We start from the raw sequence: 12,698 nt of genomic DNA, 5'->3' as shown, positions 1-12,698 counted from the left end.
CCGCGTCGTTGCGGCCGAGGTGTCTGGAAGTCAACTCGCGCGCCCCCGAGGCGTCAAGGAGTAAACACTTAACGAGATGACAACGGTGCCATTCGTTATCTAAGTGAAGGCAGGCGCGGAATGCTGGTCCGCACCGAAGGAGTTGACCGACATCGCGGTGCCCAACACGGTCGAATCGCCCATTTCACTCAGCGCGAGGGCGAGTGCGCCCAGCACCTCCGCGCGGCCGCCCAGCGCTCCGGGCAGCACCTTCAGCTGACGGGCCGCGCTGGGGATGGCATAGCGGGAGACCGAGTCGCGGATCGGGCCGAGGACGAGTTCGCCCGCCTCGGCGAGGTCGCCGCCGAGGACGACCCGACTGGGGTTGAGGAGGTTGCACAGGTTCGCTACACCGCTGCCGACGTGGCGCCCCACGTCGGAGATCACCCGGCGGCAGCCGGGGTCGCCCTCGCGGGCGAGCCGCACGACGCGCTCCATGGTGAGGTCGGGGCCGTGCGAGGGCACCAGGAGGGGCAGTACGTAGCGGGCCGCAGCGAAGGTCTCCAGGCAGCCCCGGTTGCCGCAGCGGCAGACCGGACCCGATTCGTCGAGCGTGATGTGGCCGATCTCGCCGGCCGTGCCGCCGGGCCCCCGGTAGACGCGGCCGTCGATGACGAGACCGGCGCCGACGCCGCTGGCGACCTTGATGTACGCGAGGTCGCGCACCCCGCGTCCGGCGCCCCAGACCAGTTCGCCGAGCGCCCCGAGGTTGGCGTCGTTGTCGACGTACACCGGGACCCCGAGGCGCCCGGACAGCTCCTCGCTCGGGTTGATGCCCTGCCAGCCAGGAAGGATGGCCGTGGAGCCGAGACGGCCGGATTCGACGTCGATGGGACCGGGAACGCCGAGCCCGACGCCGATGACCTTGTCCTGGCTGATGCCGGTGGCCTCCACCAGGCGTTTCACCAGTTGTTCCGCGCGGTCGAAGCCCTGGGCGGCGGAGGCGTCCACGTCCAGCGGCTCGGATTCCTCGGCGAGGACCTGGTGGGCCAGGTTGCCCACGGCGACGCGCAGGTGCGTATGGCCGAAATCGACGCCGATGACCACGCCCGCGTCGCCGCTGAGCGAGACGCTGCGGGCCCGTCGGCCGCCCGCCGAGGTGGGGGTGACCTCGACGGTTCCGCCGTCCTTCAGTTCGCGCACGATGTTGGAGACCGTGGCGGCGGAGAGCCCGGTGCTTCTGGCGATCTCGGCCTGGGTCAGCGAGCCGGCCATGCGCACCGCGCGCACGACCCGCTCAAGATTGGCCCGGTGCAAAGACGTCTGCGAACCCGGAGTCTCCATCGACTCATCCACTCCCGTTACCGGCGTACGGCACGACGGCCGTCCGCTCCGGGGCCCCGACCGCGCGGCCCCGCCGTTCTTCCAACATGTGAACCCTAAGCAGAGTCTTTGTGCCCTGCTTCCGTCAAGGCCTTGAGCGTAGAGGCACGGGAACGCGCCGAAGCGCCCGCCGACCATGGCCGACGGGCGCTTCGTACCGCGGGAAGACTCGCGGCTCAGCCGTTACTTGACGGAGCCGGCCGTCAGACCGGACACCACGTGCCGCTCGATGAACGCGAACAGGATGACCACCGGCACGATCGCCACCACGGAGGCGGCGAAGATGTAGTTCCACTGGACCGTGTACGCACCGACGAAGTTGTTGATGCCGACCGTCAGCGGCTGGCTCTCCGGCTGGGTGGTGAGGGTCAGCCCCATCGCGAACTCGTTCCAGGACGTGATGAAGGTGAAGATCAGGGCGGTCACCACGCCCGGCAGCGCCAGCGGCAGTGTGACCCGGATCATCGCGCCGAACCGGCTGGTGCCGTCCACCATCGCCGCCTCCTCCAGCTCCGCCGGGATGGAACCGATGTACGCGGTCAGGATCCACACCGCGAACGCGAGGTTGAACGCCGCGTTCGTGATGATCAGCGTCCAGATCGAGTTGAGCATGCCGAGCTGGTAGAACTCGCGGTACAGGCCGACGAGCAGCGCGGTCGGCTGGAACATCTGGGTGACCAGAACCAGCAGCAGGAAGAGCTTCCGTCCGCGGTACTTCATCCGGGCCGTGTAGTAGGCGGCGGGCAGCGCCACCAGCAGGACCAGCAGCGTCGACCCGCCGGCCACCAGCAGGGACACCTGGAGGTTCTGCCCGAGCGTGGACTCCTTCCACACCTCGATGAAGTTCGACCACTCGAAGCTGCTCGGCAGGTAGGTGCGGTCGCGCAGCTCCTCCCTGGGCCGCAGCGCGGTGATGACCATTTCGAGGTACGGGGCGAGGAAGAGCGCGGCGAGTCCCCACGCCAGGGCCGCGATCAGCAGGGTGCGCGGGCGGAAGGCGCGCTTGGGGGACCTGGGTGAGGGCCCCGTCGTCCTCGGCCGGGCGGCCGTAGCGGTGGCCATCAGTCCTCCTCGTTCCAGCGGCTGACCTTCAGGAAGATCAGGACGAGCACCACGACCAGCACGAAGTTGACGACCGACATGGCCGCCGACTCGCCGATGTCGGTCTCCTTCAGCGTGTACATGAACACCATCGACGTGGAGGTGTCGTTGCCCGGCCCGCCCTTGGTCATCGCGTAGATGATCGGGAAGGAGTTGAAGACGTTGATGAGGTTGATCACGAGGCCGATCAGGAACGCCGGGCGCAGCATCGGCAGGGTGATGTGCCGGTACGTCTGCCAGGTCCCCGCGCCGTCGATGCGCGACGCCTCGTACACCTCGCCCGGGATGGTCTGGAGGCCGGCCAGCAGGGTGTACGTGGTGAAGGGCAGTGACACGAAGACGGCGACCGCCATCATCCACGGCCAGGCGGTTTCCGAACGTCCCAGCCAGTCCTCGGACTTGTCGATCAGTCCGAGGTCAAGCATCAGGGTGTTGAGGACGCCGGCCGTCTGGTTGAGCATCCACTTGAAGCCGATGGCGGTCATCAGCACGGATGCGGCCCAGGGGGCGATGAGCGCCCAGCGGGTGACGGTGCGGCCGGGGAACCTCTGGTTGAACAGCTGGGCGAGGGCCAGCGAGATCAGCATCGTGCAGACCACGACGACGACCGTCCAGATCACCGTCCACATCAGGACGGAGGCCAGGTCGGTCTCCCCGAAGAGCTTGGTGTACTTGTCCGTCCCGGCGCTGCCGCGCACCTTGCCGGAGCTGGAGACTCTGAGGAACGAGGTGCGGATCAGCTCGACGACCGGCCAGACGACCACGAAGAGGATGAGGAGGATGACGGGCGCGATCCAGGGCAGCGGGCCGAGCCTGGCCAGTCCGCTGCGGCGGCTCACCGGCCTGGGGGCGCGCCCGCCCCGTCCCCCACCGGTCTCGGCGGGGGACGGAGGGGCCTTGAGTGACACGGTTTCTCCTGGGCGGGTACGAGGTGAACGGGCTCGGAAAGCGCGTTACTCGGCGGCGGCCGCGTCCTCGGCCTTCTTCTGGAGGTCGTCCAGGACTGCCTTCGGGTCCTCGTCCTTGCTCGCCGCCTTGCCTCCGGACTTCTTGATCTCGGCGGAGATGACGTCCCAGGCGGTGTCGTTGACCGGGTAGAACTTCGCGGTGGGCAGCGCCTCGAAGAAGGGCTTCAGCGAGGCGTGCTTGGGGTTGGCCTCCATCTCCGCGACGGCGTCCGTGGTGACGGGCATGAAGTTGTACATCTCGGCGAACGCCACCAGGTTCTTCTTGGTGTACGTGAAGTCGAGGAACTTCTTCACGGCGTCCTTGTCGGCCTTGCCGTCCTTGAAGGCCATCGTCCAGTCGGCCACGCCGAGGGTGCTCTCCAGCGGGCCCGTCCTGCCGGGGATCTTGGCGACGCCGTACTCGACCTTGCCGTCCTCGGCCATCTTGACGACGCTCGGGTGGCCGTTCATCATGCCGACCTTCCCGGCGGCGAAGTCGGCGAAGGCCGTCTTGCGGTCGGTGGAGGCGGGGTTGGGGTAGGTGAGGCCGGGCTTGACCAGGTTGTCCTGGAGCCACTTGAAGGTCTCGACGTTCGGGGCGCTGTTGAGCGTGTACTTTCCGGCGGCGTCGGTGTAGCCGCCGCCGTTGCCCATCTCCCACATCAGGGTCTCGCCCTGGGCCTCCTCGGGGCCGAGCGGGAGCGCGTAGGGGGTGTCCGCGGCCTTCTTCTCGGAGATCTTCTTGGCGGCGTCGGCGACCTCGGCCCAGGTGGTCGGCGGCTTGGCGACCCCGGCGGCCGAGAAGACCTTCTTGTTGTAGAAGAGCACTCGACTGGAGGACACCCACGGGATGCCGTACGCGGCGCCCTTGGCCTCGCCCGCCTTGGCGAAGGCGGGGACGATGTTGGCCTTGGTGGCGGGCGACAGCACGTCGTCGACCTTGTAGAGCAGGTCGTCGGCGACCTTGTCCGCGTAGCCGCCGGTCTGGAGGACGTCGGGGTAGTTGTCCGTCTGGATCATGTTCTTGACGGACTTGTCGATGTCGTTCCAGTTGATGATCTGGAGATCGACCTTGTAACCGGAGTTGGCGGCCTCGAAGTCCTTGGCGACCTTCTCCCAGAAGATCTTCGAGGCGTTGGAGGCCTTGTCGCCGTAGTCGGCGGCGACGACCTTGATCGTCTTGCTCTTGCCTTCGCCGCCACCCTCGTCGCCACCGCCGCAGGCGCTGAGTCCCAGTGCCATCACCAGCGTTGCCGCTCCGGTGGCTACTACGCGATTCCTCATACTGTCCAACCCTTCGACATGAGCGTCGACTTGCAGTTTCTTCCCGGGGTCGGCCCCGGACCCGCCGGCCGGGTGATGATCTCCCCACAGCGCCGTGGCGCAGACACTACTCACGCTGCGCGACGGCGCAACAGGCCTAGACCACTTTCGTGTCCAAGCCGAAATGAGGCTTCAAAAAGGTTCCTTCGCAAGTCACTTGGGCGACACCGGGGCGCCGTGCGCGGATGCCGCCGCGTCCGCCTGCCGGGCGTGCTACTTGAGCGCGCCCGCGGTGAGTCCCGCCTGCACCTGGCGCTGGAAGACCGCGTACACGACGAGCACCGGAACCATCGCGATGGTCAGCCCCGCGAAGAGCGCGCCCCAGTCGCCGCGGTAGCCCTGCGCGACGGCGAGCGAGGCGAGGCCCTGGGGAAGCACGTAACTGGTCTCGTTCTCGTTGTTGAGCAGCAGCGGCAGCAGGTACTGGTTCCACTGCCCCAGGAAGTTGAAGATGCCGATGCTGACCAGGCCGGGCTTGGCCATCGGCAGCATGATCTGGAAGAACGTACGGGTGTGCGACGCGCCGTCCACCATGGCGGCCTCCTGGACGCCGGTGGGCAGCGTACGGAAGAAGGAGGTCAGGAAGAAGGTGGTGAACGGCAGCGAGTAGGCGATGTACGCGACGATCAGTCCCGCCCGGGTGTCCAGCAGCCCGAAGTTCTCCATCACCGCGAACAGCGGGACGAGCGCGAGGATGACGGGGAACATCATGCCGCCGGCGAACAGCAGGAAGACGAACCTGTTGCCGGGAAAGGTGAAGCGGGCTATCACGTACGCGGCCATCGACCCGAGCAGCATCGTGCCGGTAAGTGAACCCGCGAGGACGATCAGCGAGTTGACGGCATACTGCCCGATGTGCGCCTCGGTCCAGGCATTGGCGAAGTTCTGCCAGTGCGGCGAGGAGGGCAGCCCCATGGGGTCGCCGAGGATGTCCCCGGAGGTGCGCAGGGCGGTGATCGCGACCCAGATCAGCGGCGCGGCCGCCATCACGGCCCACAGGACGAGGAAGGCGTGCGAGAAGACGTTGAGAGCGGCGCCGCCCTCCCTGACCCGGTCCGCGCCGCCCCGGCGCCCACGAGCCCCGGTGCGCCCGGCCTTGCTGCGTGTGCTCATCGTGCGTCTCTCCCACGCTCTCAGTATTCGATCCGGTCGCGGTCCCCGACCCGCATGACGATCAGGGAGAACACCACGCTGAGCAGGAGGAGCACGACGCCGATGGCGGTGGCGTAGCCGAACTGCCCCTCCCGGAAGCGCTCGTAGAGGAAGACCGGGGTCACCTTCATGGCGTGCGGGGGCATCATCACCAGCACGATCGCGAAGGAGTCCAGGGCCTGGATGCCCATGTAGATCCAGCCGGTGCGCACGGTGTCCCGGATCAGCGGGAGGGTGACCCGGAAGAACGTGGTTCCGCGTCCCGCCCCGTCGAGCAGCGCCGCCTCGTGGATGTCCTTGGGGATCGCGCCCATCGCGGCCGAGAAGAGCACCACGTAGAAGCCGACGAAGCTCCAGCAGATGACGGTGAGCGTGGCGATCAGGGCGAGACCGTACTCGCCGCCGAGCCAGGCGGGGCCCTTGATGCCCAGGGAGTTCAAACCGCCGTTGATCAGACCGGCGTTGGTGTTGAAGACGCGGCCCCACACCACGGCGACGATGGCGACGGAGAGGACCTGCGGGAAGAAGTAGACGACCTTGTACAGCGAGGAGCCCGCGACGCCCGCGATGGCCTGGCCCCTTCGGTGCCTGCCGCCCGCGGTGATCATGTACGCGAAGAACATGCCGAGTACGAGGGTGACGACCGGGGCCACCACCAGCAGGGTCAGGCTGGTGACCGTGGAGTCCCAGAACCGCTCGTCGTTCCACATCTTGACGAAGTTGTCGAAGCCGATGAAGTTGGCCACCGGCCCGCCCGACCAGTCGGTGAACGCGTAGTAGATCGCCTGCAGGAACGGGGAGACGACGAACACCGCGTAGAAGGCCAGCGGGATCGCGAGGAATCCCGCGATGAAACGGTACTTGTCGAGCGTGCGGTACCTGCGGTCGTAGCGCACGCTCTCGGGGGTGAACCGGGGCGGCAGGACAGCCGCCGCGAGGAACAACAGCAGGTGGGGTGGCCTGGCCGGCCGCTTGTCCGTACTCACGTCAGTACTCACGCCGCTCCGATTCCGCCCGTTCCCACACGTACGAGGACGCGCGCCCCGCGCTCACGAGGGGGCGCGTCGCACGCCGGTACTCGCCTTGTCTCAGACCTTCTTGATCTTGGTGATGTCGGGGTCCTTCGCCACCCGGTCCGCGGCCTTCTGCATGGTGTCGAGGGCCTCCTTGGTCGACATGTCGCCGGTCATGAAGCGGCCCATCACCTTGTTGTAGTCCTCGGTGAACAGCTCGCCGTACCACTCCTTGAAGAAGGGGATGACGATGTTGTCGCCGGCCGCCGTGATGGCCTTCTGCGCGCTGTCCGTGCCGGGCGGCAGCTGCATTCCGTCGATCGCGCCCTTGAGCGCGGGGATGCCGCCGGTCTCCTTGAAGAGGTTCACGGACGCTTCCTTGCTGTACATCATCCGCATCCACTCCAGCCCGCCCCGTACGTTGGCGGCCTGGGCAGGGACGATGAAGGGCTCGCCGGGCGGCGAGTACAGCGTGCCGAAGGGCAGCTTGTCCCCCGACGAGAGCGAGGGAGTGGCGCCGACCGTCATGCCGAAGCCCTTGGGGGTGGTGTCCTTGGCCTCGTTCTCGACCCAGGACCCGTTGGGCACGAAGACGCACTTGCCCTTGGTCCAGGCGGTCTGCATCTCGGTGTGCCCCTGCGGGCCGTCGAAGCCGGTCAGGACGTACTTCTTGGCGACGAGTTCCTCGAAGGCCTCGAAGACGGACTTCACGGCGTCGTGCTTCCAGGCGTTCGGCTCCAGGTAGTCCATCGCCTCGACGACCTCGCGGCCGCCTGCCTGGGCGAACATCGCGTACATGGAGAACAGCATGTAGCGGGGGTGTCCGCCGGGGTAGCTCCAGCCGTGGATGCCCTTGTCCTTCGCCTTCTTGCAGACGGCGAGCATCTCGTCCCAGGTCTTCGGGTACTCGGCCTCCAGGGTCTCCTTGAGCATCCGCTGCGAGTACCAGTTGCCGTACACCGTCATGGCGATGTTGAGCTGGTAGCAGCCGTCGGTGCCGAAGGCGCCCATCGGCTGCATCGCCGGGTAGAGGCTGTCGCGGACCTTGACCGCGGGGTCGTCCCAGGAGGGCGCGTCGAGCATCTCGGTGAAGTCGGCGACCTGCTTGTTGGCGACCAGCTTGCCGATGTTCATCTGGTCGGCGCCGGAGTTGTTGACGACGTCCGCCGAGGGCCTGCCGCGGACGATCTTCGGCTGGAGCTGGGTGGCGATCTTCTCCGTGGCCTTCTGGTCGACCTCGGCCTTGGGGTAGGCCTTGCCGTACATGTCGGTGACGAACTGGGCGTACCGGTCCTTGTAGCCGCCGTTGAAGATGTACACCGACAGCGCGGCGTCCTCCTTCACCCCGAGCGGGTTCTTGTCGGACTTGGTGCCCTTCTCGGCCTTCTTCTCGCCGCCGCCACCGCTGGCGCAGGAGCTCAGGGCGCCGACCGCGGGCAGTGCGAACAGTCCTGCCGCGGCCGTCCTCTTCAGTACGTCACGACGGTTGACGTGGGTGGGTCCCATGCTCAAGTCCTCGCCCTCTCCAGGACTCAGGCGGTGTGCCGGTGTCACCTCGACCGAATGCGACTCGGAACAAGGACCCCGTCACCGCGATCGGATGACTCGAATCTTCGTTGCTCCGGCCGGATGTGCGGGATGCGCGAAGGGGCGTGTCGACATGCCCCCGGCGCCTCCGTCTCCCCTGGTCCGGAACCGGTTTCCCGGGCGGTGCGGACGCCGATAGGTATAGTCCACTTCCCGTCAACTCGGCAAGATCGACGGCAGGTTGAGGTGCCTTCTTTCCCTAGTTGAGACCTCGGGGAGCGCCGCGCGTTCATTTGTCCCACCGACGCCCCTGCCACCTCCTTGACAGCGCTGGCCACTTGGCTCCCTACTGGTGGTACGTACGCCTCTGACAACGTTGTCCAGGGAGAGGAACCACCCGGGATGCAGTCCACATCCAGACGTGCCGGGGGCGCTTCGGCGACCTTCGCGGGCCTCCTGGCCGCCGCCCTCGCGGTCGCCCTGCTGGCCCCGTCCGCCGCCGCCCAGCCAAGCCGGCCACTCCAACCCGACCCGGCGGAACGGGGGTTCAGCTCCTCCTTCGAAGCGAACGATCCCGCCCCCGCCTGGCGCAACACCGTGGAAGCGGACGCACAGGGGCGGCCGAAGACCTCCGGCGTCGACGGCGGCGACACGGAGGGCATCCCCGGCAACGTCACCGACCGCGTCACCGCGCTGCGCGCCAGCGCCGAGAACCCGGCGGGCGGTGAGGTCAAGGAGAACCTGGTCGACATCACGCCGGGCAGCAAGTGGCTGACCTTCCTGCCGGTGGGCTGGGTCGAGTTCGACCTGGAGGAGCCGGTCAAGGTCGTAAGCTACGCGCTGACTTCGGCCAACGACGCCGCCGAACGCGACCCGAAGGACTGGACCCTCCTGGGGTCCGCGGACGGCACCACGTGGAAGACCCTCGACACCCGCAAGGACGAGGCCTTCAGCTCCCGCTTCCAGACGAAGACGTACGGCTTCACGAACGACACCGCGTACCGGCACTACCGCCTGGAGATCACCCGCAACGCCGGCGCACCGCTGCTCCAGCTCGCCGACGTCCAGTTCTCGAACGGCGACACCTCCACCCCGGTCCCCGCGCAGATGCGCAGCCAGGTCGACCGGGGGCCCTCCGGCTCCCCCACCGCCAAGTCGGGCGCGGGCTTCACGGGGAAGCGGGCGCTGCGGTACGCGGGCACCCACAAGGCGGACGGCCGGACGTACTCGTACAACAAGGTCTTCGACGTCAACACGCGCGTCGGCCGGGACACCGAACTGTCCTACCGGGTCTTCCCGTCGCTGCCGACGGACGAGAAGGGCGCGGACCTCAACTACCCGGCCACGCACGTGTCGGTGGACCTGGCCTTCACGGACGGCACCTATCTGAGTGACCTGCGCGCCCTCGACCAGCACGGCGCGGTGGTGTCGCCGCAGGGTCAGGGCGCGTCCAAGACGCTGTACGTGAACCAGTGGAACCACAAGGCCTCGCGGATCGGCGCGGTGGCCGCCGGCAGGACCGTGGACCGGATCCTGGTGGCGTACGACAACCCGAGGGGCCCCGCGAAGTTCCGCGGCTGGATCGACGACGTACGGATCGAGCGGAAGCCGCCGGAGAAGCGGCACGCACGGCTGTCCGACTACGCGGACACGACGCGCGGCACGAACTCCAGCGGCTCGTACTCGCGCGGCAACAACATCCCGGCGACCGCCGTGCCGCACGGCTTCAACTTCTGGACGCCGGTGACCAACGCGGGGTCCACGAGCTGGCTCTACGACTACGCGCGCGGGAACAACGCCGACAACCTGCCCACCCTGCAGGCGTTCAGCGCGAGCCACGAACCGAGCCCTTGGATGGGCGACCGGCAGACCTTCCAGGTGATGCCGTCGGCCGCGGCCGGCACCCCGGACGCCTCCCGCACGGCCCGCGCACTGCCCTTCCGGCACGAGAACGAGACCGCGAAACCGCACTACTACGGGGTGACCTTCGAGAACGGTCTGCGCACCGAGATGACGCCGACCGACCACGCGGCGATGATGCGCTTCACCTATCCGGGGAAGGACGCGAGCATCGTCTTCGACAACGTCTCCAACGACGGCGGCCTCACCCTCGATCCGGGCACCAGCTCCTTCACCGGCTTCTCCGACGTCAAGAGCGGCCTGTCCACCGGCGCGACCAGGCTCTTCGTGTACGGCGTCTTCGACGCGCCGGTGACCGCGAGCGGAAAGCTGAGCGGCGGCGGGGGCGACGACGTGACGGGGTACCTCCGCTTCGAGCCCTCCGCGCGGAAGCAGGTGACGCTCCGCCTCGCCACGTCCCTCATCAGCGTGGACCAGGCCAAGCGGAACCTGGCCGACGAGATCCCGGCCGGCTCGCGTTTCGAGCGCGTCCGGGACCGCGCGCAGGACGCCTGGGACGACATCCTGGGCCGGGTGCAGGTCGAGGGCGCGAGCCACGACCAGCTCACCACCCTGTACTCCAGCCTCTACCGGCTGTACCTGTACCCGAACTCCGGTCATGAGAAGGTCGGGTCGAAGACCCGGTACGCCAGTCCCTTCTCCCCGCAGACCGGCCCGGACACCCCCACCCACACCGGCGCGAAGGTCGTCGACGGAGAGGTCTACGTCAACAACGGGTTCTGGGACACCTACCGGACGACGTGGCCCGCGTACTCCTTCCTCACTCCGAAGAAGGCGGGGAAGCTGGTCGACGGGTTCGTGCAGCAGTACAAGGACGGCGGATGGATCTCCCGCTGGTCCTCCCCCGGTTACGCGGACCTGATGACGGGCACCTCCTCGGACGTCGCGTTCGCCGACGCGTACGTCAAGGGCGTCGACTTCGACGCGTCGGCCGCGTACGAGGCCGCGCTCAAGAACGCCACCGTCCTGCCGCCCTTCTCCGGCGTCGGCCGCAAGGGCATGGACACCTCCCCCTTCCTGGGGTACGCCTCCACGAAGACCCACGAGGGCCTGTCCTGGTCTTTGGAGGGCTACCTGAACGACTACGGCCTGGCGAAGATGGGCGAGGCGCTCTTCAAGAAGACGAGGAAGGCCCGCTACCGGGAGGAGTCCGCGTACTTCCTCAACCGGGCGCGCAACTACGTGCAGTTGTTCGACGCGAAGGCGGGCTTCTTCCAGGGCCGGGACCTCAAGGGCGACTGGCGCGTCCCCTCGGAGAAGTACGACCCGCGCATCTGGGGCCACGACTACACCGAGACCAACGGCTGGGGCTACGCGTTCACCGCTCCGCAGGACAGCCGCGGCCTCGCCAACCTGTACGGAGGACGCCCCGGTCTCGGCAAGAAGCTGGACACCTACTTCGCCACCCCGGAGACCGCCTCGCCCGAGTTCACCGGTTCGTACGGCAGCGTCATCCATGAGATGACGGAGGCCCGGGACGTACGGATGGGCATGTACGGCCACTCCAACCAGGTCGCCCACCACGCCACGTACATGTACAACGCGGCCGCCCAGCCCTGGAAGACCCAGGCCAAGGTCCGCGAGGTGCTGTCCCGCCTCTACACCGGCAGCGAGATCGGCCAGGGCTACCACGGTGACGAGGACAACGGTGAGCAGTCCGCCTGGTACCTCTTCTCGGCGCTCGGCTTCTACCCGCTGGTGATGGGCAGCGGCGAGTACGCGGTGGGGTCCCCGCTGTTCACCAAGGCCACCGTCCGTATGGAGAACGGCCGGACGCTGACCGTCCGCGCCCCGGAGAACAGCGCGCGGAACGTCTACGTCCAGGGCCTCAAGGTGAACGGCAAGCGGTGGGACTCCACCGCGCTCCCCCACGCTCTGCTCGCCCGTGGCGGCACCCTCGACTTCGAGATGGGCGCCGCCCCGTCCGCCTGGGGCTCGGGCACGGACGCCGCCCCGGTCTCCGTCACCCAGGACGACGAGGTGCCGGACCCGCGCCGGGACGCCCTCACCGGGACCGGCCCTCTCTTCGACAACACCTCCGCCACGGCGGCCCGGCTGGCGACGCCCACGGGCCTCCCGGTGGCCGCCCCGACGCGCGCCCTCCAGTACACGCTCACCTCGGCCGACCGCTCCACCGCCCCGGCCGGATGGGTCCTCCAGGGCTCCCGGGACGGCACGACGTGGGAAGTTCTGGACGAGCGCCGGAACGAGTCCTTCACCTGGGACCGGCAGACCCGGGTCTTCACGGTCGGCCAACCCGGAACGTACGGGCACTACCGCCTCGTGACGACAGGCCCCGCGACGGTGTCGGAGGTGGAACTCCTGTCGTGAGCGCACGGCTCCCGCCCGGAGC

8 protein-coding genes are annotated in these 12,698 nt (G+C 68.0%); 1 reads left to right on the top strand and 7 read right to left on the bottom strand.

The annotated features are described in order from the left end of the window. Positions 1 to 99 precede the first annotated feature (99 nt). From rok7B7 to ngcE, 7 genes are all read right to left on the bottom strand, one after another. Positions 100 to 1,323 (bottom strand): ROK family transcriptional regulator, encoded by a 1,224-nt coding sequence (gene rok7B7 / locus HNQ79_RS04100; protein WP_185026961.1) that lies wholly within the window; start codon positions 1,321 to 1,323, stop codon positions 100 to 102. A 222-nt stretch (positions 1,324 to 1,545) separates the two neighbouring features. Continuing rightward, complete coding sequence (locus HNQ79_RS04095; RefSeq protein ID WP_185026960.1) at positions 1,546 to 2,424, bottom strand: carbohydrate ABC transporter permease; 879 nt, start codon at positions 2,422 to 2,424, stop codon at positions 1,546 to 1,548. Further along, positions 2,424 to 3,371 carry a carbohydrate ABC transporter permease gene (locus tag HNQ79_RS04090; protein ID WP_185026958.1) on the bottom strand — a complete coding sequence of 316 codons (948 nt, stop codon included), beginning with the start codon at positions 3,369 to 3,371 and terminating at the stop codon, positions 2,424 to 2,426. Before HNQ79_RS04090 ends, HNQ79_RS04095 begins: the two co-directional genes overlap by 1 nt. 45 nt (positions 3,372 to 3,416) lie before the next feature. Further along, a complete protein-coding gene (locus HNQ79_RS04085) occupies positions 3,417 to 4,694 on the bottom strand; it encodes an extracellular solute-binding protein (protein ID WP_229923211.1) in 1,278 nt (425 codons plus the stop codon). A 252-nt stretch (positions 4,695 to 4,946) separates the two neighbouring features. Continuing rightward, positions 4,947 to 5,846 (bottom strand): carbohydrate ABC transporter permease, encoded by a 900-nt coding sequence (locus HNQ79_RS04080; RefSeq protein WP_185026956.1) that lies wholly within the window; start codon positions 5,844 to 5,846, stop codon positions 4,947 to 4,949. A 20-nt stretch (positions 5,847 to 5,866) separates the two neighbouring features. After that, the gene (locus HNQ79_RS04075) at positions 5,867 to 6,781 is read right to left on the bottom strand and encodes a carbohydrate ABC transporter permease (RefSeq protein ID WP_229923237.1); all 915 of its coding nucleotides are present in this window, start codon (positions 6,779 to 6,781) and stop codon (positions 5,867 to 5,869) included. A 192-nt stretch (positions 6,782 to 6,973) separates the two neighbouring features. Further along, positions 6,974 to 8,404: an N-acetylglucosamine/diacetylchitobiose ABC transporter substrate-binding protein gene (ngcE, locus tag HNQ79_RS04070; protein ID WP_185026954.1), complete on the bottom strand. Its 1,431-nt coding sequence runs from the start codon at positions 8,402 to 8,404 to the stop codon at positions 6,974 to 6,976. A 423-nt stretch (positions 8,405 to 8,827) separates the two neighbouring features. On the opposite strand from ngcE, the gene HNQ79_RS04065 reads away from it, so the two are divergent. After that, a complete protein-coding gene (locus HNQ79_RS04065; protein WP_185026952.1) occupies positions 8,828 to 12,676 on the top strand; it encodes a GH92 family glycosyl hydrolase in 3,849 nt (1,282 codons plus the stop codon). Positions 12,677 to 12,698 lie beyond the last annotated feature (22 nt).

Origin of the sequence: Streptomyces candidus (assembly GCF_014207445.1) — a bacterium.
Classification (GTDB): domain Bacteria; phylum Actinomycetota; class Actinomycetes; order Streptomycetales; family Streptomycetaceae; genus Streptomyces; species Streptomyces candidus.
This window is presented reverse-complemented; position numbering and strand designations above follow the sequence as displayed.